Raw genomic sequence first — 23,460 nt, forward strand, 5'->3', positions numbered from 1 at the left:
GATATCCTTATGGGTTAGCAGGGCGCTGGCGGCGTTCGGCGATCAGCATCACCAGGAAAACGGCACCGATCAGGTCAAAGAAGCCCATCGCCACAAACAGCGGATTAAAGCCGATGGTATCGGCGGTCACACCGATAATCAGCGAGAAGATAAAGCTGGCGATCCAGGCGCAGGAGCCGCGCATGCCGTTGACTGTAGCCATCTGGCGGCGATCAAAACGCTCTACTACCAGCGCGCTCAGCATGCAGGAGATCACCTGATGACCGAAGCCGCCGACGGAGATCAGGGCAATAGCCAGCCAGGGATCTTTTACCAGCGTCATCAGCGCCAGTGAGACCATCAGCAGTGCGCCGGTCACCGAACTTGCAACAATGGAATTCACGCGGGTCATGCCAAACCAGCGCACATAGATTCGGGTCAGATAGCCGCTGGCAACGCTGCCGAGGTCGGCGGCCAGAAATGGCAGCCAGGCGAACATCACGATCTGTTTAAGATCCATGCCGCGCTCGTTGGCAAGATAGAGCGGTACCCAGAAGCTCAGCACCGCCCAGGCGGGTTCAGCCAGAAAGGCCGGAATGGCGATGCCGTAGAATTTCTTCTCTTTACCAATCACTTTCAGCGCAGTGAAGAACGGCAGCTTTTCACCGATCGCCTCGTTGTCCTGATTAATAAAAGCGCGTTCATCATCGGAAAGACGGGGATGGCTTTCTGGCGAGTGATAGCCCCACCACCAAAGTCCTACCCACAGCAGGCCCAGGCCGCCGGTCAGCAGAAATGCGCCCTGCCAGCCAAAGGTAATGTGGGCAACGTAGATAATCGGTGGCGCCAGCATCGCACCAATCGAAAAACCGACACCTGCCCAGCCCGCCGCGACCGGACGCTCCTTTTTCGGAAACCAGTCACCGATCGCTTTGGCGTTTGCGGGCGTAGCCGCCGCTTCGGAAGCCCCCATGACAAAACGCAGCAGCGCCAGATGCAGCCAGCTTCCCGCTCCGGCGTGCAGCAGACAGGTTACCGACCAGATCAGCGCGCAGATCAGGAAGCCCATCTTCAGTCCGATTACATCGATCAGCCAGCCGCAAATCGGCTGAAACAGGGTATAGGCGAGCTGAAATGCGGCTACGACCCACGAATACTGTTCGGTGGTCATGTTCAGACTGGTTTTCAGTTCCGGTGCCAGAATGCCGAGGGAATTACGGGTGATGTAGTTGACGGTTACACCCAGCAAAAACATTCCCAGCATCCACCAGCGTAAATTTTTAATCACGCGCACCGTGCGTGACGCACTGATGGGTTTGGTTGTTGATTCGAGGCTCATTGTGCCACTCCTGATTGCCATTGATGACGCACACCGCCTGCTGGCGTACCGCGTGTCCTTTTATCGAACTTAGAAAAGTGCGAAACGTGGGTACAGCCACTTTTTTGCAACAGTTTTCATGGCAGGCTGGATCCCGACAGAAAATGGCACTGAAACGCTTATCTGACGCGATTCAGCAGACTATGAAAAATTTTTCATGAGCAGATTTGAAGGCGATCACAGAATGAAACAAAGGCTGAAAATCGGTGAGATTGCGGCGCTGAGCGGTGTCTCGATCAGTACGGTGTCGCGGGTGCTGGCGGGGAAAGCGAATACCCGACCCGCGACGCGGGACAAAGTGCTGGCCGTGGCGCAGCAGCAGGGCGTGCTGGATAACCTGCACAGCGGTCGCCTGCTGCTGAATAACCTGATGGTCTTCGCCCCGCCGCGCGCCTTTGACGTACGCAGTGACATTTTCTACTACAAGGTGATTCAGGGGATAAGCCAGGCGGTGGAGCCACATGAGGTGCGGCTGCGCTACTGTCCGCTGGAAGAGGTGGAAAGTGATGCCGCGCTGTTTATCGATAAGATGCAGCAGACCGAAGCCGCCCTGCTGATCGGCATTGATGATGAGCATATTCATCAGCTGGCGGCGGAGATGAACAAGCCCTGCGTGCTGATCAACGCCCGCGATCGCCGGATGCGCCTGCCTTCAGTCTCGCCGCATCATCAGCTGATTGGTGAATTCTCCGCGCGCTATCTGTTTGAGCAGGGACACCGCCAGATCCTGTCGCTGCACTGCCTGCGCCGCTATACCATGGAGCAGCGTCTTCAGGGGGTGCGCGACGCCTGGCACGCCATGAATCTGCGCTTCGACAGCCGCCAGCACCTGCTGACCCTGAACAGCTTCAGCAGCAATGAGGCGGCGGAACGGCTGGGTGACTATCTGCGCCATTGCCCTGACGCACTGCGTCCGACGGCGATTCTCGCCAGCGGGGATTACATCGCCGCAGGGGCCGTCACTGCGCTGGAGCAGGCCGGATTACGGGTGCCACAGGATATTTCAGTGATGAGCATGGATGGGTTTAACCTGGCCGCTATCCACGATATTCCGCTGACCTCGGTGCAGGTGCCACGTGATGAGCTGGGCGCAGCGGCAGTGAGAATGCTGCAGGAGATGCGGCTGAATCCCGGCACACCCACCGGCAGCCTGCTGCTGAACGGCAGGCTGGTGGTGCGCGAGTCGGTGCGCCGTATCCGCGATAATCTCAGCCATGCGCCGGTTCAGCAGCATGGCCTTTATGATTAACCCGGCGCGGATTAACCCAGCGTTTTCAGCCGCAGCTCCGACGGCTGAGGTCGTCCGAACAGGAAGCCCTGAAACAGCGTACAGCCCTCATCGCGCAGCTTCGTGAACTGCTCATCGCTCTCCACGCCTTCAGCGGTAATCTGGATATCCAGACTGCGGCTCATGCCGGTAATCGCGCGGATTATCGCCAGCGCCTCGCGGCTGTCGCCCATATCGTTGATAAACGATTTGTCGATTTTGATTTTGTCGAATGGGAAGGAACGCAGATAGCTCAGCGACGAATAGCCGGTGCCGAAATCATCCAGCGCAATCTGTACGCCCAGCGCCTTGAGATTCTGCAGGGTACGGATATTCCCCAGCGAGTCATCCAGCAGCACCGATTCGGTGATCTCGACTTCCAGTCGCGCCGGATCGAGACCCGACTCTTTCAGCGCACCTTCAACCACCGGCACCAGCGAGCTGTTTTTAAACTGCAGCGGTGAGAGGTTGACCGAGACTGACTGCTCCCCTTCCCAGCTCGCCGCTTCACGACAGGCTTCATAGAGCGCAAAGGCTCCCAGCATATGAATCAGGCCGGTCTCTTCCGCAATCGGGATGAAGTCGTTGGGCATAATCAGCCCGCGGATAGGATGATGCCAGCGCATCAGCGCTTCATAGCCAATAATCGTGCGGTGATCGCCATTGGTAATAGGCTGATAGTAGAGCCGCAAATGCCCGCCGCTGATCGCATCGCGCAGATCGTTTTCAATCAGGCGTCGGCTGCGTGCCACATCATCCATCTCCAGCGTAAAGTGCTCATAGCGGTTGCGGCCATTACGTTTGGCTTCATACAGCGCCATATCCGCACAGCGCAACAGCTGCTCCGGGGTATTGGTGATGGTGGTGCTGAGTGCAATACCCACGCTCAGCCCGACCGACAGATTATGACCTTCAACGTTAACCGGCGGACGAATCGCCTCGATCAGACGCTGCGCCACAATGCTCGCCTCCTCACTGTTTGCTACCGAGGGCAGCACGATAGCGAACTCATCGCCACCAATGCGCGCCAGCGTATCCTGATCGCGCAGCGTGTTTCGCAGACGCTTAGCCACGCTGCGCAGCAGCTCATCGCCAATCTGATGGCCCAGCGCATCGTTCACATTTTTGAAGTTATCCAGATCAAGGCACAGCGCGGCGGTCTGGCGCTGCGTCTGGCTCGCAGTGCGCAACGCCTCACTCAGACGCTGGCGGAACAGCATGCGGTTCGGCAGGCTGGTCAGGTTGTCGTGGTGCGCCATATGGTGAATACGGGCATCGGCGGCGCGCTGGTCGGTGACATCTTCCACCAGCAGCATCAGGTAGTTGCGGCGCGCATCCTGGCCATTAATCGCGGTGGCGCGGGTATGCAGAATGCGTTCGCCGCTGGCAGTCATAAGTAACTGCTCACGCTCATGCATGCCCTCACTGCGCAGTGCAACGTCCGCCAGATTGTTAAAATAGTCACTAAGCTCAGGCGACATGCATTCGTGCGGACGCTTGTTGACGATCAGTGCTTTCGACAGGCCAAACAGCTGCTGGGTGCGGTCATTCACCAGCAGGATCTCGCGGGTAATCGCATCTTCAACAATCACGCAGGAGGGAATGTTGGCAATGATGTTGTCCAGAAATTTAGACAAGGCGGTTTTCTGCGTGCTCTGCGCTTCGGCCAGATCACGGGCGCGCAGGATCTGCTGCTCCTGCTCACGGCCTTCCGTGCGGTCGCGGGTGATCTTGGCGAAACCGATCAGCTTACCGTCATCATCATGGATCGCGTCGATAACCACATGCGCCCAGAACGCGCTGCCATCTTTACGGTAGCGCCAGCCCTCATCTTCAAAACGACCGGTTTTCAGCGCGATACCGAGATTAGCTTCCGGTGTCCTGTTCAGCCGCTCCTGAGCACTGTAAAACAGCGAGAAGTGCTGACCGACCACTTCTTCCGCTTTGTAACCTTTGGCGCGCTGTGCGCCGGCATTCCAGTTCACAACCACGCCGTCGGTATCAAGCATATAGATGGCGTAATCCGTTACGCCCTCAACCAGCAGGCGAAAACGCTGCTCCTGCTCGCGCTGCTCGCTGCGGACACGCTGCTGTTCAGTGCAGTCACGGGTGATTTTGGCATAGCCCAGCAGCTTGCCCTGATCGTCACGGATCGTGTCGATCACCACATGTGCCCAGAACGCGCTGCCATCTTTGCGGTAGCGCCAGCCCTCATCTTCAAAACGGCCGGTGCGATAGGCAGTTTGCAGGTTCTGGCTGGGGATATGATTGAGTCGATCCTGTGCGCTGTAGAAACGGGAAAAATGCTGGCCGACAATCTCTTCCGCCACATAGCCTTTGGCCCGTTGTGCGCCGGCGTTCCAGTTCACTACGTTACCGTCCTGATCGAGCATGTAGATGGCGTAATCGGTGACGCCCTCCACCAGCAGGCGGAAACGCATCTCCTGCTCCCGCTCTTTGCGCTGCTGCTCCTGCTGCCGGGTGCAGTCACGGCAGACCGCAGCAAATCCAATCAGCTGAGCGGTCTCGTCGCGGATGGGATAGATGACCACGTGTGCCCAGAAGCTGCTGCCATCTTTACGGCAGCGCCAGCCTTCGTTTTCGTAACGTCCGGTGGTGGCGGCGATATCGAGTTCGCGCTGCGGCTGACCGCGACGGCGATCCTCTTCGTTGTAAAACAGGGCGGCGTGCTGTCCAATAATTTCGTCTGGCCTGTAACCAAGGACGTGCAGACCCCCGCCGTTCCAGCTGGCGACAGTTCCGTCCGGTTTAAGCATGGTGATCGCATAGTCGATCACGCTTTGTACCAGCATGCGATACATGACATCAGAGTTATTATCCATTGTTATTTGCCTGCTGCTCGGGAGCCCGGTAAAGGCTTAGGAATGTTCTTAATCGCGAGCCGGGACTAAAGCGGAAAAGGTCTGCGAAGACAAGCGTATTAAGAAGAATAACTAATCTTATCAGGGGAGTTATCGGCAGCGGCGAGCAAATGTTCAATGGTGTAATGATTGGGATAAGCGCCTGAGCTCAGGCGTTCAGGCAGGTTTTACAGTCAGCAAGGTCAGAGCGCGAGGCTGGCTCGCGCTTAATCATTTCGCGACAGAAACGGCGTTTACAGGTCCATCTGTTGCTGTAAATGCATCGCGGCAATCGGCTGCCAGATTTCGGTTAACGCGCCCTCTTTGCCGGTAAACGGGTCCTGGGTCGGCAACGGCACTTTTTTCACCTGCTCTTGCGCCATCTTCAGCTTCGCGGGTTCGTCGCGCAGCGTCTCAGGCGACATGCCACGCGGATAGGCACCGATCACCATAAAATCGTCGCTGGCACTGACCTGACGATGACCGACACCCGCCGGGATTAGCACCGCATCGCCTGCGCGCAGGGTGACCATCCGGCCACTGTCGCCGCCAAACAGCACTTCCGCCCAGCCTTCCGCAACGCCGAGCAGTTCATGGGTGTTGGGATGGAAGTGGGTATAGGGGAAAATCGGATAGCGCCAGGCGGGTGGCCAGCCGTTTTCGTCGAACGTTTTCTCAAACCACGCTGCGATCTCCTCCTCTTCCGGCACCACGCGCGGCCAGATAATCAGAGGTAACGGGTTATTAGGTACGCCACCCGACGGAATGGCGAGCATCAGATGCTGAGGATTATTAGAGGCCCCGGCCGAAAAAGTACCTGCGGCAAAGGACATCATTAACATCAGACTGGAGGATGAGGCACGCATACAGGTTCTCCGCTTTTTTTATAAGTGTGGCAAACCCGCGGCACAATGCAATGTGCGCCGGACGACACAACTGAGATAATTGACTGATATTGCTGACTAAAGCCAAATGTGTCGCTAACAATAGGGCGAGACCGTGCCTGTACGGCGGCAGATAGCGGTTCTTACTGCGGTAAAGTGTTGCAAAATGTCAGGCGGCCCGGCACGCAGATACGGCAGCCCGATGCCAGTGCAGTCTTTTGATAAACTGTTATACAAAAATCGCACAAATCTGTTTCTGATATGCTTGACTGTTATCTGTTGTAATAGCTAACAGATGACAGTGAGGTAACCAATGGACGCTATTAAACAAATCCTGATTGACGAGATCGCCACGCTTAACCGCGAAGAACGTCGCGACAACCTGCCGCGCTTTAGCCTCTCGTTTCTGAAGAACCATCCCGGCCTCTGGGCAGTTATGTATCTCTGCTACGGCCTGTGCGTGGCGCTGATATTCACCACCGAGATGCTCGGCTGGCCCGCCTTCTGGTTTGCCACCGCATTTGTGCTGGTAATGAGCGTGTTGATGCTGCTCGATATCAACCCGAAATATCGCTTTGAAGATATTGATGCGCTCGATCTGCGTGTCTGCTACAACGGTGAGTGGTATTACGTTCAGCCGGTGCGCGAACAGGCTATCTCACGCATTCTGTCGCTGCCTGAAACACCGGAACGGGTAAAAAGCGGTATCCAGCGTCTGCTGACGCAAAAAGGGGAAGTGGACTTTTATGATGTTTACTACCTGACCTGGGGCCACCAGGAAGCGGCGCGCGTCTAATCCGCCTGCGGTTCCGCCATTAACTGACCCAGCGTCGCTATTGCTGCCTCGGCCCGACTATCCCACGGCCAGGCGGTATTCAGTCTGAAGCAGTGACTGAACTGCTCTCCTGCCGAAAACAACTGCCCCGGTGCAATACTGATCCCCTGAGCCAGCGCCTGCTGGTAGAGCCGGGTAGTGTTGATGCTGTCCGGCAACGTCACCCAGAGAAAATAGCCGCCGCGCGCTTCGCTGACCGTAGCCTGAGGCGGCAGCACCTTCAGCAGTGCCTGACGCACCATCTGCTGTCGCTTCGCCAGTATCTGTCGCAGCCGCTTCAGATGGGTGTCGTAACGCCGCGTGGCAAGAAAATCGGCCAGCGCCAGCTGCATCGGTGCGCTGGTTGAGAGCGTGCTCATCAGCTGCAGGCGCTGAATGCGCTGCGCATGCTGTCCCGCCGCCACCCAGCCGACGCGAAAACCCGCCACCAGCGACTTGGAAAAGGAGCCACAGTGCAACACGTTTCCCTGCCGATCCCAGGCCTTGGCGGGCAGCGGTGCAGCCTCACCCGCCCAGAGTTCAGCATAAACATCATCTTCAATCATCGGCACCTGATAACGTGTCAGCAGCGCCACCAGTTGCTGTTTGCGCTCCGGCGTTAACGTTACGCTCAGCGGATTCTGCAATGTTGTCATCAACCAGCAGGCTTTTACCGGCCAGCGTTGCAGCGCCTCCTCCAGCTGGATGAGATCGATGCCCTGCTTTGCATCGACCGGAATCGCCAGCGCCTTGAGCTTGAGCCGCTCAATCGCCTGTAGCGCGCCATAAAAACTCGGTTGCTCAATCACCACATAGTCGCCCGGCTCGGTCAGGGATTGCAGGCTGAGGTTCAGCGCCTCCAGCGCCCCGCTGGTGATGACAATTTCATCCGGCGACAGGGTGATGCCCTGACGCGCATAGCGCTGCGCCAGCAGCTGTCGCAGCGTGGCGTTGCCGGGCGGCAGATTGTGCAGCGCATCGGTTGGAGTCAGATGATGAGAGACGTTCGCCAGTGAACGCATCAGCTGACGCTGCGGAAAGAGTGCCGGATCGGGGAACGCGGAGCCAAACGGCACGATGGCGGGATCGCGCGTGGCCTGTAGTACATCAAACACAAAGTCGTTGATATCGACCTGCTCGCTGATCGCCACGCTGAGCGGTGCGGGCGCTAAGGCGCGCGGTGCCACATAGTAACCTGACTGTGGACGCGAGACGATCCAGCCCTGACTCTCCAGCAGTTCATAGGCATGCAGCACCGTCATCAGGCTGACACCCTGCTGCGCGACCTGCTGACGCAGCGACGGTAAACGGGTGCCGGGCAGCCAGATGCCGGCCTCGATCTGCTGCTGAATCTCATCCATCAAGCGCTGGTATTTCGCCACGGGTCGCCTCTCCTTGTTTACCGCGAGTAGTCTGACCGCGAGACTTTACCACGCACGGCAGCCAATGACAGGCGGCGCGCATCGCTTATCGTACTGATTACGCTGATTCAGCTCTGATCAGGTGCTTCAGATTACCGCCACCTGCGGCGTCAGTGGCTGATCGGCTTCAGCAATCGGGCTCACGTTTGCCATCGCCTCTTCCGTTTCCGCCACCACAAAGTTAGCCAGATTCGGCACTCGCTCAGGGGGAACCGGCTTGCCCAGCAAATAGCCCTGTAGCGTATTGCAGCCCAGGCTGGTCAGAAAGGCCTGCTGCTCAGCGGTTTCAACACCTTCAGCCACCACTTTCAGCTGCAGCGACTGCGCCAGCGCCACAATCGCCGACACGATGGTGGCATCTTCTTTCTGATGCTGCAGCTCATTAACAAAGGCCCGGTCAATCTTAAGCTCACTGGCCGGCAGGCGTTTCAGATAGAGCAGGCTGGAGTAGCCGGTGCCAAAGTCATCAATTGAAGCTTTCACGCCGAGCTGGGTCAGCTCGGTGAGAATACGCACGCTCTCATCGGGATCGCGCATCGCAGTGGTCTCGGTCACTTCCAGCGTCAGCAGTTCGGCCGGAATCTGATGTTTTGTCAGCGCATCCACCACCGTCTCCACCAGATTCGATTGCTCAAACTGCAGTGCCGACAGGTTCACCGCTACCGACCAGTCCGGATGGCCCTGCAGATGCCACTGGCGCAGCTGACGACAGGCTTCATGGATCACCCAGTTGCCGATGTTGACAATCATGCCGGTCTTTTCCGCCATCGGCAGGAATTTATCGGGCGACAACAGGCCGCGCTTCGGATGTTCCCAGCGCAGTAACGCCTCAAAACCGAGGATCGGGCCGCGCGGCGCACAATATTTTGGCTGATAGAACAGGCGCAGTTCGTCGTTATCCAGCGCATGCCAGAGATCGTTATTCAGCTGAAGCTGGCTCTGCGCCTGGATGTTCATAGAAGGCTGGAAGAAGGTGTAGCCGTTACGGCCATTATTTTTAGTGTGGTACATCGCTGCATCGGCGTTGAACATCAGTTCCCGCTCATCCACGCCATCGCCGGGATAGACGGCGATACCAAGACTCAGTGAGACCACCAGTTCGTAGCGTGAGATATTAAACGGACGCCCTGTTGCTTTAACCAGCTTATCAGCAATGGCCGCGGCATCGTTGGGATCGTCGATCTCCACCAGCAGCACAAACTCATCCCCGCCGAGCCGTGCCAGCGTGTAGTAGCCGGTCATCTGCTGACTCATCCGCTCGGTCACCCCGACCAGCAGACTGTCGCCGATGTGATGTCCGAAGGCGTCGTTAACTGCCTTAAACCCATCGAGATCCATAAACATCAGGGCAAACTGCGCCTGCTCACGGTTCGCTTTATTGATCGCCTGCTCCAGTCGATCTTCCAGCAGGATGCGGTTCGGCAACCGGGTCAGGTTGTCGTGCAGCGCCAGCTGAGCCAGCTCGCGATTCGCATCAGCCAGCGAACTGGCGAGAATCGAGGTACGCGCCTGCATCCGCGCATCCAGCATTGAGACCAGCAGGGTAATGCCCAGGATGGAGATGGTGACTACCGTGACCAGAATCGCCAGCCAGTTGCTGTTAACGCCCTGCCCGACCGGATGGCTGTGGACGGGAAACTCTGCCGCCATCATGCCGGTATAGTGCATGCCTGCAATCGCACAGCCCATGACCACAGAGGCGCCAATACGCAGCAGCGTGACCCGGCTGGTCTGCCCCTCACGCAGGTTAAACGCCAGCCACAGCGCCGCGCCCGAAGCGGCCAGAGCAATCGCCACCGACAGCGCCACCCAGCCCCATTGCCAGACGATACCGGGCGAGAACATCAGCGCCGCCATGCCGGTGTAGTGCATCGCCGCGACACCACTGCCGAGGATCAGCGCGCCGCCCGCCAGACGCGGCAAAGGCATATCCCCATTGCAGACCAGCCACAGTGCAAATATCGACGCGCAGACGGCGATGGCGGCGGAGAAAGCGGTGAGTCCGGCGTTGTAGCTCATGACCATCTCCATGTTCATCGACAGCATGCCAATAAAGTGCATTGCCCAGATGCCAATGCCCATGGAGAAACCACCGCCGAACAGCCAGACCAGCGCCACTTTGCCGGTAGAATGTACGACCCGTCCCGCCATATCTAAAGCGGTAAACGAAGCCAGCATCGCCACAAGAACGGAGACGATGACGATAAAAGTGTCGTATGAGGTCGCTAACATTGTGCATTCCCGCGAAAGCCGTGCTGGTGGTAGGGCAGAGGTTTTTTAAAATGTGTATTAGTTATCGGCATAGACCGGTAGTTAATGAGCCGCGCACCCTGCATCCTTTCCACTCATTGTGAGTGATGAAATCTATCGTCAGCCTCAGCCAGATACCGACACCACTGGCTGTCGCAGTGCAGGAATACTGAACGCCTCAACCCGATCCGGAGGTGTGGGTTTACCCAGCAGATACCCCTGCAATGCATCAAAGCCCAGGCTGGTGAGCAGATGCTGCTGCTCTTCAGTCTCAACCCCTTCAGCCACCATGCGCAGGTTGAGACTCTGCGCCAGTGTCAGCATGGCGCTGACTACGGTCGCATCTTCACTGCCAGGTCGCAGACAGTTGATAAAGCTGCGATCAATCTTGAGTTCACTGGCATCCAGGTCTTTAAGATGTAACAGGTTGGCATAGCCAATGCCAAAGTTATCAATGGCGACGCTGACGCCCGCCTGTTGCAACTCACGAATCCGCTGCTGGCTGAAAGCGGGGTCGCGCATGGCAATCGCTTCGGTAATCTCCAGCATCAGCGCACTGCCTGAAAGCTGGTAACGCGCCAGCGTCTCGTTCAGCGTGCTGAGCAGATCACGCTGATGGAACTGCAATGCCGAGAGGTTCACCGAGACCGTCCACTCGCCGTGGCCCTGGCTGTGCCAGATCCTTAACTGACGGCATGCTTCCCCGATGACCCAGTTTCCCAGCGCTACAATCTGGCCGGTTTTTTCAGCGCGTGGCAGAAACAGCTCAGGCGTCAGCAGACCGCGCTGCGGATGCTGCCAGCGCAGCAGCGCCTCAAACCCCATCAGGCGTGTGCCGCCGGAACGGAATTTGGGCTGATAGAACAGCCGCATCTGCTGGCGATCGATCGCTTCCCATAAATCGTTGGCCAGCTCCAGCTGATGCTGCGTTGCCGCGCTCATAGCAGGTTCAAACAGGCACCAGCCGTTTCGTCCACTGTGTTTGGTGTGGTACATCGCCGCGTCGGCATTAAACAGCAGCTCCTGCCGGTTGCGACCATGCAGTGGAAAGATTGCAATACCTGCACTAAGTGAAACGTGCAGTACATAGCGGTCAAGTTCAAACGGCGTACCGATCACTTTAACCAGTTTTTGCGCCAGCTGCCGGGCCGGGTTGATGTCACACTCCGCCATCAGCACAAACTCATCCCCGCCCAGCCGCACCAGCAGCATAGTGTTACTGAGCTGACTGCGCAGCCGTTCCGCCACCGCCACCAGTAACCGGTCACCGACATGATGCCCCCAGGTGTCATTGACCGCTTTGAAGCCATCCAGATCCATATAAATCACGGCAAAGCGATCTTCATTCAGCAGCGCCTGTTTGATGGCGAGATCAAGCTGCTGCTCCAGCATCACCCGGTTGGGCAGCGCGGTCAGGTTGTCATGCATCGCCAGCTGACGCAGCTCCTGGTTAGCGCGATTGAGCCGGGTTGCCAGCCGCGCGGCACGCATCTGAGCGTCCAGCATCGAACTCAGCAGAGTGATCCCCAGAATAATTAACGTAATCAGCGTGACCCATACCGCCAGTCCCGGATTACTGACGCCATACGGCTGCATTATGCTGCCGTGGCGGAACACCGCCGCCGCCATCCCCACATAGTGCATGCCCGCAATCGCGATCGCCATCACCAGTGAGGCCAGCCCTCGCATCAGCAGCAGATGATGGTCACCCTGCCGCAGATGAAACGCCAGCCACAGCGCCACGCCTGAGGCCGCCAACGCAATCAGCACAGAGAGCGTCACCAGCAGCCTGTTCCACTCAGGTTGGGGATTAATCAGCAGAGCATACATACCGAGATAGTGCATCACTACCACACCCACGCCCAGGATCAGCGTACCGCGCAGCAGCCGCTGACGGGTGAGATGTAAACCGCTCACCGTCTGGCTGAAAGCACATATTGACGCCAGGATCGCCACCAGCAGCGAGAGGATCGTCAGCCGCGTGTCATAGCGCATCGTCATCGGCATCATCATCGCCAGCATCCCGATAAAATGCATTGCCCAGATGCCAATCCCCATTGTCGTGCCGCCCACCAGCAGCCAGAACCGCGCGCTCCAGCCATGGGAGACCGCCACCCGTCCGGCGGTATCCAGCGCTGTAAAAGAGGCAATAAACGCCACGATCAGCGAAACGCAGATCAGAACGCCATTCCAGGTGACAAGCAACATGTGCAACTCCTCACCACCCGCAGAAAAACAGGTGCTGTATAAAGTCAGAAAAGTAATCTTAAAAACACCCAACGGGTGAAAGTTAATAAACTCCGGTATTTCCTGACCCTGAAGACCGGGCAAAAAAGGCCCACGAACGCAGGCCATTAATGACCTGCATCTTATTTCCCGCCTGCTGAGTCTGCGGGTAAATCGTTATTATGTCTGATTGGTACAGGAACATATCACCGAAGCTGAAAGCAGGCCAGAGGCCGAAAAAACAAAGATGTTTGTTTTGCCGCCTCGCTTTTATGCCTTGCTGTAACTGGGTTATCGGCCAGAGAGGCCATTTGATTAACGAAAATTAAACGGCAGCGCTTCGCCTAACGCTTTAACTGATCTATAGTAAGTAAAACTGATATAAATCATAATCCTTAAGTCTAAGATTTTTCTTAAGACTGCGGCGCTGCCCGCCTTATTGTTTTTATTTCCTTACTTTGGGTTGAATCGTTAATAAACACCGGGTGAAAAAGCACTGACTCTCGATAATCCGTAAGGAAATATTATGAAACTCAAGCTTTTTCTGTTTGCCGCTGCAGGATTAACAGTTGCTGTTCCATCATTAACCCAGGCGGCGACGACCTCGGGAACCATCAATGCCACGTTAACGCTAACTACCGGTTGCCTGGTAAATGGTCAGTCAGCCACGGCGGGCGTTAACTTCGGTACCCTGAACTTTGGTAGCAGTGCTGCCACCTTTGATACCCTGAACGCCACCCTGGTCGGTGCAGCCGGTAACGGTATTTTTGTGCGCTGCACCACCGGTCAGGACTACAACGTGGTGGTCACCAGCAGCAATGCTGCGCCAGCCACTATCTATGGCACCGCCTCAACGTCGCCGCGTTATCTGATACTGGGATCGAATAATGCGCAGGGCATCGCCTATACCCTTTACAGTGACGCCTCCTTTACCACGGCGATCGCCAACAATACGCCTATCGCCGCCAGCGGTACCACCGATCCGACGCTGGGGACCAACTACGCCATCTATGGCCGGGTGGTCGGCGGCGGTTTTAACCCCCTGATCCCTGCCGGAACCTATACCGACACGATTAACGTTGCCGTGAACTATTAACTGCTGTCGCAGGTAAATACGGGTGGTTCTCTGGCGATCCTGCCTGACGATCGCATGCGGTCTGCTCCTGCTGACAGGGAGTATCAGCGCCTGGAGTCTGCCTACCAGCACCTTTCAGGTTACCGCGTCGATTGTGGCAGGCTGCGTGATATCCGGTACCAATACCGGCGTCTTTGGCACGCTTAATTTCGGTACGCAGTCTGGCGTGGCGGCGAATACCGTCAACGCCAGCTATCTGCAGAGCACCTCGATTAATCTCGCCTGTACGCCAGGCACCACGCTGAGCATGAGCATTAATCAGGGCAACAATTTCACCACGACCCGTAACCTGAAGCTGCCCAATTTCAGCAATACCGTTCCCTACACGCTCTTTAGCAACGCCAGCCGCACCACGGTGATCCCGGTCAATCAGGCGGTGCCGTTGAGTTATAGCAATGCCAATAACATTACGCTGCCGATCTACGGTCAGCTACAACTGCCCGGCACTGCGCGCGCCGGCGTTTATACCGACACGCTGACCGTCACCCTGAGCTGGTGAGGTGATAGAAAACAAGGATATGATCATGAAGCCACTGCGCGCTCTGTTGCTGCTGCTAAGTTCCACCCTGCTCTCACCGGCCTTCGCCGCGAATTCGGTCATGATCTGGCCCATCGATCCCGCCATTAATCCTGAAGAGAAAGCCAGCGAACTCTGGCTGGAGAATCGCGGTAACAGCACCACCATGATGCAGATCCGCGTCTTCAGCTGGCAGCAGAACAATGGCCAGGAGCAGTATCAGACTCAGCAGCAGGTGGTCGCCAGCCCGCCGATGGTGCGGATGGAACCGGGCCAGAAACAGCTGGTCAGGCTGATTAAACAGACGCCGCCTGCGGCCGGTAAAGAGCTGGCCTATCGGGTGGTGCTGGATGAGATCCCGACCCCGCGTAATCCCGGCGAGAATCAGGCCGGGCTGACCTTCCAGATGCGCTATTCGGTGCCGCTGTTTGTTTATGGCACCGGGCTGAACACAGACAGCGCTCGCCCGGCTCTGCGCTGGCAACAGATTAGCGAGGGCGGCAGGCGCTGGCTCCAGTTAACCAACAGCGGCAGCGGTCACGCCCGGTTGAGCAATGTGGCGATTGGCGGTCGCAAACTGGGCGAAGGATTATACGGGTATGTGCTGGCTGACAGCTATCACCGCTGGCCGCTCTCCTCGCCGGTAAGCGGCGAGCTCACCGCAGAGGTTAACAAGAGCCCGTGGCGCAGCGCCGCCAATAAGTAAGCGCTGAATGAGACCGTTTTCTCTGCATCCCTGCGGGCTGGCCGTGGCCAGCGTGATTTACGCCCTTACGCCGGATCCTGTGCTGGCGGAGACTTACTCATCCCTGCCCCCGCCACCCAGCCTGCAGACCAGCGGCAGCGGTCAGCGTTATATGCTGGAGCTGGTGATTAATCAGCAGGAGAACGGCAATATTGTGCCGGTAGAGCAGCGCGACGGTCATTTCTGGATTCGCAGCGGCGATCTGCAGCGTGCCGGCCTGCCAGCGGATAAGCTGGGCCAGCAGCCGCAGGTCGATGTCAGCAGGCTGCAACCCATCAAAGTGGAGTATGACGCTGCGCGACAGCGTCTGCTGCTGACCGTACCGCCTGAGTGGCTGCCCGGTCAGGTCATTGGCGAGGCGAAGAACGGGCCCCGCTATCCGGGCCGTACCAGCAGCGGCGCGCTGATTAATTATGATCTTTACGCCAGCCGCACGGATAACAGTGGCTCCCGCCTGTCCGCCTGGAACGAACTGCGGCTGTTTGGTGATGCCGGTCATTTCTCCACTAACGGCGTCTGGCAACAGCAGCTGGAAGGCAGTACGACTTATCAGGATGATGGCTATATCCGCTACGACACCTGGTGGAGCAATGAAGATGAGAACACGGCGGTAAGCTGGCGGGTCGGGGATCTGATCACCGATTCGCTGGCCTGGAGCAGCAGTGTGCGGCTCGGCGGCATCCGCGTCGGCCGCGACTTCAGCGTCCGTCCCGATCTGGTAACCTATCCGCTGCCCGCCTTTTCCGGTCAGGCCGCCGTGCCTTCCACCGTCGATCTCTTTATCAACGGCTATCGTTCCAGCCAGGCAAACGTGCAGCCTGGCCCCTGGTCGATGACCAATGTGCCGTTTGTTAACGGCGCGGGTGATGCCGTGATCACCACCACCGATGCGGTTGGTCGCCGCGTCACCACCACCATGCCGTTTTACGTCTCCAGTAACCTGCTGAAATCGGGGCTGTCGGACTACGCCTTCTCTGCCGGGGCAATCCGCGAAAACTACGGCATAAAGAATTTCGATTATGGTGAGGCCGCGGCCAGTGGCTCTTATCGTTACGGTATGACCGACTGGCTGACGCTGGAGAGCCACGCCGAAGGCAGCGAAACGCTGGCAATGGGTGGGCTGGGTGGTCAGCTGCGCGTCGGCAGTTGGGGCGTGGTCAACGGCGCGGTGGCGCAAAGTCAGCTCGATGGGGAGAGCGGCAGGCAATATAGCTGGGGATATCAGTACAACAACCGCTGGTTCAACATCGGCACGCAGCAGACCCAGCGCAGCAGCGACTTCGGCAATCTGGCGCTGGTCGGCAGCCGTGCCGGTAGTCAGGCGGATAGCCGCTACGCACTCTCACGCCGCAGTGCGCAGTACAGCGCCAGCGTCTCGCTGAATCGCTTTGGCAGCGTTGGTGCCGCCTTCATCGACATCACCGACGGTCAGGGCGATCGCACCCGGCTATGGAACCTTTCGTGGAGTAAAAATCTTTGGGGTAACAGCAGTCTGTATGTCTCGGCCAGCCGCGATCAGGAAGAGAAGAGCTGGACCGGTGCCATCTCGCTGGTGATCCCGTTTGGCGAACAGGGCAGCGTTGCCCTCAGCACCGAACGCGATCAGCGTGGCCGCGACAGTCAGCGCGTTTATGCCTCCAGCGCCATGCCCAGCGACGGCGGGTTCGCCTGGGATGCCTCGTGGGCGAATCAGAGCGGAGACAGCGGCGATTATCGTCAGGGCAGTCTGCGCTATCGCAACAACCAGATTGATACCTCAGCGGGCTTCTATGGCGATGATGACAACCTCACGCAATGGGCCGATCTCTCGGGTGCGCTGGTGTTAATGGATAACAGCGTCTTTGCCGCTAACGCCATCAACGACGCCTTTGTGCTGGTGAAAACAAGCTATCCCGACGTGAACGTGCGCTATGAAAATCAGTCGATGGGACGCACCAATCAACAGGGCTATCTGCTGGTGCCCGCCATCAGCAGCTATTACCCGGCCAAATATGATATCGACACCCTCGACCTGCCGGCAGATATGACCACGCCGCGGGTTGAGCAGCGCTTTGCGGTGAAACGCCAGAGCGGCTACCTCCTCAACTTCCCGGTGGAGAAACTGCGCGCCGCCAGCGTAATCCTGGTTGATGCGCAGGGCCAGCCGCTGCCGGTCTCAAGCCTTGTACAGCGGCCTGACCATCCCACCGGATATGTCGGCTGGGATGGTATCGTCTGGATGGAAGATCTTACCGCCAGCAACCCGATCGAAGTGGTGACGCCCGATGGTCGCCGCTGCGAAACCGAACTGCATATCGCCAGCGGTCAGCCGCAGGCGCTGAAAACCTATGGCCCCCTGACCTGCGCGCTGCCGGCTCCAGTTGCAGGTAGCGCCGCCGCGCCTGCTGAACCTTTTACGTCCGGAAACCCACTATGATGAGATCTCTGTTACTGGCTGGTCTGCTGCTGTTACTGCCATCGCTGGGTTACGCAGCCTGTACCCTGCCCGCCTCCACAGCGAGCTTTGGTTCGGTCACCACCTTTGTAGCGAATACCACCGTCAGTTCGGTCACCACCAACGCCAACGTCAACTGTGGCTCCGGCTCGTCGCTGTCGCTGCTAGGCAATAACCAGATAACCTTTCAGCTGACCGGCGCAACCAATAGCAACGGCACGCGTGGTACGCTGAAACGCAGCGGTGATACCGGCAGTGATAATGTGCCGGTGCGGCTCTGCACCGACACGGCCTGCACTACTGAACTGACGATTGGCGGCACGCCGTTTGTCTATGGTTCGCAGACCCTGATCAACCTGGCGGGCTTGCTGGGCAGCCTTAACTTCGCCATCCCGGTCTATCTGCGCACCGTTCCCGGACAGGTGGTCGCCGCCGGAACCTATCAGGTGACGCTGAACATGGCGGTGACCTATCGCATCTGCACCAGCGTCGGGGTGGGCAATCTCTGCTTAAGTGAGCAGACCGGTAGCGGCGTAATTCCGATTAACATCACCGCTATCCTGACCAATGACTGTACGACGATCACCTCGCCCAATATCAGCTTTGGCAGCGCGCCGCTGGTCGGCAGCTTCTCCGCCGTCTCGCAGACCATCAACGTATTGTGCAGCAAAGGCAGTACCTATACCGTCGGGCTGAGCAATGGCAGCTATGCGGCGGGTAGCGTCAGGAATATGGCAAGCGGCGCGAATCGGCTGAGCTATGAAATTTATAAAAGTACCACCAGCAATCGCTGGGGATCGGCAGGCACGGAACGCTGGAGCAGTACCACCTCGACGGCGGTATCCACGGATGGACTGACGCGCGGCTTTAACTACACCGCGCGCATCCTGACCACGCAGAACACGCCCCCTGCCGGTAACTACAGCGACAGCGTGGTGGTCGATTTGTCGTTTTAGAGTGAAGCACTGACCGGCGTAGCGCTGTGACGGGTCTGATACTGCTTCACCATCCGGCCAATCAGCAACGTGCCGATCAACCCACAGACTGCGGCAAAGGTCAGCCAGACGCCCGGCATCGCTTTGTCACCGGTTGCATGGATCAGATAGCTGGAGATGGCAGGCGTGAAACCGCCAAACAGCGCCGTCGCCAGGCTATAGGCCATGGAGAAACCGGCGGCGCGCACCTCAGCAGGCATAATCTCCGCCAGATAGACCACCATCGCACCGTTGTAGCTGGCATAAAGAAACGACAGCCACAGTTCCGCTTCCAGCAGATGAGCGAAGCTGGCCGATCCCACCAGCCAATGCAGTACCGGCCAGGTAGTCACAATCATCAGCAGGGTAAAGATGATCAGCAGCGGGCGACGACCGACGCGATCCGACAGCGCGCCCATCAGCGGTAGCCAGAAGAGGTTTGAAACACCGACGCAGAGGGTGACCAGAAACGCCTGTTTGTCGCTCATCATCAGCACGGTTTTACCAAAGGTCGGGGTAAAGGCAGTGATCATGTAGAACATTACCGTGGTGGTGACCACCATCAGCATGCCCGCCAGCACCAGCGCCCAGTTACTGGCAACTGAGCGCATGATTTCCGTCATGCTCGGGTGATGTTTACGTTTGCTGAACGCTTCGGTCTCCTCCAGCATCCGGCGGATGTAGAACAGGAATGGCACAATCAGACAGCCGACCACAAACGGGATACGCCAGCCCCACTCCGTCACCGCCTCTTTCGCCAGCAGATGATTCAGCATCAGGCCCAGCAGCGCGGCAAAAATAACCGCAATCTGCTGACTGCCCGACTGCCAGCTGACGAAAAAGCCTTTACGACCTTTCGGCGCGACTTCCGCCAGATAGACCGACACGCCACCCAGCTCGACGCCTGCCGAGAAGCCCTGCAACAGGCGTCCCAGCAGGATCAGAATCGGTGCCGCCGCGCCCAGCGTGGCGTAGCCTGGCACCAGCGCAATGGTCAGGGTACCCATCGCCATCAGGCCCAGCGTCAGCAACAAGCCTTTACGACGACCGTGATGGTCGATGTAGGCACCCAGAATGATTGCCCCCAGCGGGCGCATCAGGAAACCGGCACCAAAGGTCATCAGGGTGAGCATCAGGGAAGCAAACGGGTCATCACCGGGAAAGAAAGTTTTGGCAATGGCGGTGGCGTAATAGCCAAACACCATAAAATCGTACATCTCCAGAAAGTTACCACTGGTGACGTTAAAGATGGTTCGGGCCGCACTTTTCGGCGGCTTTTGTAAAGACGGGGTGTGACTCATAACGGCTTCCTGTTGTTTTTTAGCCGTTTTAGCCTGACTAAGGCGAGATTAATGTGACCTGGCTCACCATTGCACTTTACAATTCTGTGTACATGAGTAACAACCAATTAACAATTCAAATCAGGCAGCATAAATGATCCGCCTGGTCGCCGATCTGCCTGATTTTATCTGGCTGAAGCGCCGCCATAAAAAAAGGCGACCTTAACAGTCGCCTTTTCATTGTGCCGGATAACCCGCTATTTCTTCACAGTTTCCATGCCCATCAGACCAATTTTCAGGTAGCCCGCCGTGCGCAGCTTATCCATCACGCTCATCAGCGTTTCATAATCTACCGACTTGTCTGCCTGGAAGAAAATGGTGGTCTCTTTGTTGCCCTGCGTCTGGCTGGTCAGCACGTTAACCAGCGAATCCGGCGTGACCTGATCGTTACCCACGTAAAGCTGCTTATCCGCTTTAATCGACAGATAGACCGGCTTTTCCGGCCGCGGTTGCGGCGCGCTGGTGGACGCGGGCAGATTAACGCGCACATCGACCGTGGCCAGTGGCGCGGCCACCATAAAGATGATCAACAGCACCAGCATGACGTCGATAAACGGCGTCACGTTGATCTCATGCATTTCACCATCGGTTTCCAGATCGTCGTTTAATCGCATGGCCATAACAACTTACCCTAAGCGCAGTTTCTGGGCGGTCGCAGGACGCGGAACTTCTTTGGCAACGGTGCCCAGGTCGATATCACGACTCTGCAGCAGCATCACCTGAGCAGCGACATCCCCCAGCGAGGCTTTGTAGTTGGCGATCATGCGGGCAAAAACGTTATAGATGACGACGGCCGGGATCGCAGCGACCAGGCCAATCGCAGTCGCCAGCAGCGCTTCGGCAATACCCGGTGCCACCACCGCAAGGTTAGTGGTCTGGGTTTTCGCGATGCCGATAAAGCTGTTCATGATGCCCCAGACGGTGCCAAACAGGCCGATAAAGGGTGCGACAGACCCGATAGTCGCCAGGAAGCCATTGCCCCGTCCTGCATGGCGGCTGAAGGTGGCGACACGGCGCTCAAGACGGAAACTGGTGCGATCTTTAATGCCGTTGGTATCTTCCACACCCGCCGACAATTCAAGTTCATTTTGCGCATCGTTCAGCAGCACCACACTGTGGCTGTGCCCGGTAAACGACTGGGCAATGCGGGCGGCGTCATTCAGATTGCGGGCTTCGCCCAGTGCCAGTTGCTCACGCTTAAGGCGACGCTTAGCCGCGCTAAGTTCGGCATATTTGCCGAAGAAGATCGCCCAGGTCACCACTGAGGCCAATAACAGGCCAATCATGACCACCTTTACCACGATATCGGCATGTTGATACATGCCCCAAACGGAGAGGTCCGTTTGCATCAAATCACTGGCTACCACGCTGCTTCTCCAACTTCTGATTCAGGGATGCGAAACAAGCGCAAATAATAGCAAAATGGTGGCGAATTGATAGTAGTTCTCATTAGTATTTACAAAGCTGATCTGCGCTATTGACCTGTTGTTGAGCGGGTTCAGGCACGGCTTGTGAGGATGTTTCGAAAATGTGAAGCTGCATGAAAATTTATTAAAACAACGTTTCAAAATGTGACGGAATTCATTCAATCAGCATTGCTACATTTTACTCAGACGCGTTTTCACTATGCTGGCTCCTCACGGCCCTCTGCAGTTAGCCCAGACTGCAGGCCGTCTTACCTCTGCGGGAGACAATATAATGAGAATGATGAAAACATGCGTAGCCAGTGCCCTGGCGGCGATGATAGCGAGCGCCACCGCCACGGCACAGGTGATTAAAGTGGCTGAAGTACAGCCTGCCGGTTATCCCACCGTGGTCGCCCTGCAACACATGGGCGACAAACTGAAACAGGCCACCGATGGACGGCTGGAGATGAAGCTCTACGCCGGTGGCGTACTGGGCGATGAAGATCAGACGCTGCAACAGGTGCAGCTGGGTGCCATCGATATGATCCGCGTCTCGCTGGCGCCGGTCACCTCGATTGCCCCGGAAACCAGCGTGCTGACCCTGCCCTACGTTTTCCGCGACGTTGATCACATGCACAAAGTGCTGGATGGCGAGATAGGCCGCGAGATCGCCGACAAGTTCGACAACGATCCCAACGCCCGCATGGTGTTCCTGGGCTGGACCGATGCCGGTGAGCGCAACATGATCACTAAGAAGCCGCTGGCGAAGCCGGAGGATCTTAAGGGCATGAAGATCCGGGTGCAGAATAGCGCCATCTCGCTGGCGACGCTGAAAGCGATGGGCGCGAATCCGGTGGCGATGGGCGTCAGTGAAGTGTTCAGTGCGATGCAGACTGGCGTGGTCGATGGCACCGAGAACAACCCACCGACCTTTGTCGCTCATAACTACATGCCGGTTGCGAAGTATTACACCCTCAGCGGCCACTTTATCCAGCCAGAGATGATCCTGTTTTCAAAACGCGCCTGGGATCGCCTGAAACCCGAAGATCAGGCACTGCTGAAAAAGCTCGGCAAAGAAGCACAGGATGAGGAGCGTCAGCTCTGGGCGACCTATACCGAAGAGTCGATCGCCAAAATGAAGGCGGGCGGCGTCACCTTCCAGCAGACTGACCGTGACTATTTCGTCAAAGCGACTCAGCCAGTACGCGATCAGTTTGGCGGCAAATATCAGGATCTGATGACCCGGATTGCTGAGGTGAAATAACCCTTCCCGCGCCACACTGCCGTGTGGCGTGCTTAATCAGGTATCAATTATGTCTGCTTATACGCGTCTGATGGATGGGCTTTATCTGCTCTGCATGCTGGTGGCCGCCGTGGCACTGTTGATCATGGTAACGGTCATCCCGATTGGGATCTTCGCCCGTTACGTGATGAACGGCGCGCTCTCCTGGCCGGAGCCGGTTGCCATTATCTGCATGATTATTTTTACCTTTATCGGCGCGCCGGTGGGTCTGCGCGCCGGAACCCATATCTGTGTATCGATGGTCACTGACCGCCTGTCGCCTGCCCGGCAGCGCCTCATGCTGCGCGTCAGCGATCTGCTGATGATTATCACCTGCCTGGTGATCTTCCAGGCCAGTTACAGCCTGTGCGAAGCGATGTGGGTTCAGACCCTCGCGTCACTTCCAGCGGTGACCTATGGCGAGATGTATCTGCCAATCCCGATTGGCGCGATCTTCACCCTGCTGTTTGTTGTTGAGCGCCTGCTGAGCGGCGATCAGAGCCAGCGGCCGATTGTCACGCTGGGCGGCACCCACTAACGCGGAGCA

The 23,460-nt window shown here is 57.4% G+C and carries 18 protein-coding genes; 9 read left to right on the plus strand and 9 right to left on the minus strand.

The window, feature by feature from the left end:
* Positions 1 to 7: 7 nt before the first annotated feature.
* Positions 8 to 1,318, minus strand: a complete 1,311-nt coding sequence (locus AC6I8J_RS15630) for an MFS transporter (protein WP_161732713.1) — start codon at positions 1,316 to 1,318, stop codon at positions 8 to 10.
* A gap of 223 nt (positions 1,319 to 1,541) precedes the next feature.
* On the opposite strand from AC6I8J_RS15630, the gene AC6I8J_RS15635 reads away from it, so the two are divergent.
* Positions 1,542 to 2,606 carry a LacI family DNA-binding transcriptional regulator gene (locus tag AC6I8J_RS15635; RefSeq protein ID WP_222924986.1) on the plus strand — a complete coding sequence of 355 codons (1,065 nt, stop codon included), beginning with the start codon at positions 1,542 to 1,544 and terminating at the stop codon, positions 2,604 to 2,606.
* Positions 2,607 to 2,617: 11 nt separating this feature from the next.
* Here the strand turns inward: AC6I8J_RS15635 and AC6I8J_RS15640 are convergent, their stop codons facing one another.
* Together AC6I8J_RS15640 and AC6I8J_RS15645 are read right to left on the minus strand one after the other, a co-directional pair.
* Positions 2,618 to 5,467, minus strand: a complete 2,850-nt coding sequence (locus AC6I8J_RS15640) for a bifunctional diguanylate cyclase/phosphodiesterase (protein ID WP_161732717.1) — start codon at positions 5,465 to 5,467, stop codon at positions 2,618 to 2,620.
* Between the two features lie 272 nt (positions 5,468 to 5,739).
* On the minus strand, positions 5,740 to 6,351 hold the full coding sequence (locus AC6I8J_RS15645; protein ID WP_497825552.1) for a cupin domain-containing protein: 612 nt from the start codon (positions 6,349 to 6,351) through the stop codon (positions 5,740 to 5,742).
* Between the two features lie 331 nt (positions 6,352 to 6,682).
* Between AC6I8J_RS15645 and AC6I8J_RS15650 the strand changes: the two genes are divergently transcribed.
* On the plus strand, positions 6,683 to 7,165 hold the full coding sequence (locus tag AC6I8J_RS15650; RefSeq protein ID WP_013359026.1) for a YlaC family protein: 483 nt from the start codon (positions 6,683 to 6,685) through the stop codon (positions 7,163 to 7,165).
* Here AC6I8J_RS15650 and AC6I8J_RS15655 read toward each other — a convergent pair.
* The 3 genes from AC6I8J_RS15655 to AC6I8J_RS15665 form a co-directional block, all read right to left on the minus strand.
* Positions 7,162 to 8,565: an aminotransferase-like domain-containing protein gene (locus AC6I8J_RS15655; protein WP_161732723.1), complete on the minus strand. Its 1,404-nt coding sequence runs from the start codon at positions 8,563 to 8,565 to the stop codon at positions 7,162 to 7,164. The genes AC6I8J_RS15650 and AC6I8J_RS15655 overlap by 4 nt on opposite strands.
* A gap of 126 nt (positions 8,566 to 8,691) precedes the next feature.
* On the minus strand, positions 8,692 to 10,836 hold the full coding sequence (locus AC6I8J_RS15660) for a putative bifunctional diguanylate cyclase/phosphodiesterase (RefSeq protein WP_161732725.1): 2,145 nt from the start codon (positions 10,834 to 10,836) through the stop codon (positions 8,692 to 8,694).
* Between the two features lie 144 nt (positions 10,837 to 10,980).
* The gene (locus AC6I8J_RS15665) at positions 10,981 to 13,062 is read right to left on the minus strand and encodes a putative bifunctional diguanylate cyclase/phosphodiesterase (RefSeq protein WP_222924983.1); all 2,082 of its coding nucleotides are present in this window, start codon (positions 13,060 to 13,062) and stop codon (positions 10,981 to 10,983) included.
* A gap of 544 nt (positions 13,063 to 13,606) precedes the next feature.
* On the opposite strand from AC6I8J_RS15665, the gene AC6I8J_RS15670 reads away from it, so the two are divergent.
* From AC6I8J_RS15670 to AC6I8J_RS15690, 5 genes are read left to right on the plus strand one after another with little or no spacing between them, the layout of a single operon-like run.
* Entirely contained in the window at positions 13,607 to 14,176 is a 570-nt protein-coding gene (locus tag AC6I8J_RS15670; RefSeq protein WP_161735041.1) for a spore coat protein U domain-containing protein, read from the plus strand.
* Positions 14,177 to 14,198: 22 nt separating this feature from the next.
* The gene (locus AC6I8J_RS15675) at positions 14,199 to 14,714 is read left to right on the plus strand and encodes a Csu type fimbrial protein (RefSeq protein ID WP_161735038.1); all 516 of its coding nucleotides are present in this window, start codon (positions 14,199 to 14,201) and stop codon (positions 14,712 to 14,714) included.
* 25 nt (positions 14,715 to 14,739) lie between these two features.
* Positions 14,740 to 15,438 (plus strand): fimbrial biogenesis chaperone, encoded by a 699-nt coding sequence (locus AC6I8J_RS15680; RefSeq protein ID WP_253420052.1) that lies wholly within the window; start codon positions 14,740 to 14,742, stop codon positions 15,436 to 15,438.
* A gap of 7 nt (positions 15,439 to 15,445) precedes the next feature.
* On the plus strand, positions 15,446 to 17,893 hold the full coding sequence (locus AC6I8J_RS15685; RefSeq protein WP_285087705.1) for a fimbria/pilus outer membrane usher protein: 2,448 nt from the start codon (positions 15,446 to 15,448) through the stop codon (positions 17,891 to 17,893).
* Entirely contained in the window at positions 17,890 to 18,867 is a 978-nt protein-coding gene (locus AC6I8J_RS15690) for a Csu type fimbrial protein (RefSeq protein ID WP_253420058.1), read from the plus strand. Before AC6I8J_RS15685 ends, AC6I8J_RS15690 begins: the two co-directional genes overlap by 4 nt.
* Here AC6I8J_RS15690 and AC6I8J_RS15695 read toward each other — a convergent pair.
* The 3 genes from AC6I8J_RS15695 to exbB all read right to left on the minus strand — a co-directional run bounded on the left by AC6I8J_RS15695 (position 18,864) and on the right by exbB (position 21,574).
* Positions 18,864 to 20,186, minus strand: a complete 1,323-nt coding sequence (locus AC6I8J_RS15695; RefSeq protein WP_161735020.1) for an MFS transporter — start codon at positions 20,184 to 20,186, stop codon at positions 18,864 to 18,866. The genes AC6I8J_RS15690 and AC6I8J_RS15695 overlap by 4 nt on opposite strands.
* 236 nt (positions 20,187 to 20,422) lie before the next feature.
* Positions 20,423 to 20,845, minus strand: coding sequence for a TonB system transport protein ExbD (gene exbD / locus AC6I8J_RS15700; protein WP_013359036.1), 423 nt, complete (start codon positions 20,843 to 20,845; stop codon positions 20,423 to 20,425).
* A gap of 6 nt (positions 20,846 to 20,851) precedes the next feature.
* Positions 20,852 to 21,574 carry a tol-pal system-associated acyl-CoA thioesterase gene (exbB, locus tag AC6I8J_RS15705; RefSeq protein WP_202604995.1) on the minus strand — a complete coding sequence of 241 codons (723 nt, stop codon included), beginning with the start codon at positions 21,572 to 21,574 and terminating at the stop codon, positions 20,852 to 20,854.
* 349 nt (positions 21,575 to 21,923) lie between these two features.
* Here exbB and AC6I8J_RS15710 point away from each other — a divergent pair, with 349 nt between their 5' ends.
* Positions 21,924 to 22,895, plus strand: a complete 972-nt coding sequence (locus AC6I8J_RS15710) for a TRAP transporter substrate-binding protein (RefSeq protein WP_161735014.1) — start codon at positions 21,924 to 21,926, stop codon at positions 22,893 to 22,895.
* A 49-nt stretch (positions 22,896 to 22,944) separates the two neighbouring features.
* The gene (locus AC6I8J_RS15715) at positions 22,945 to 23,451 is read left to right on the plus strand and encodes a TRAP transporter small permease (protein ID WP_161735011.1); all 507 of its coding nucleotides are present in this window, start codon (positions 22,945 to 22,947) and stop codon (positions 23,449 to 23,451) included.
* Positions 23,452 to 23,460: the final 9 nt, after the last annotated feature.

This window comes from Pantoea sp. X-Soil-ISGK-355, assembly GCF_059730805.1.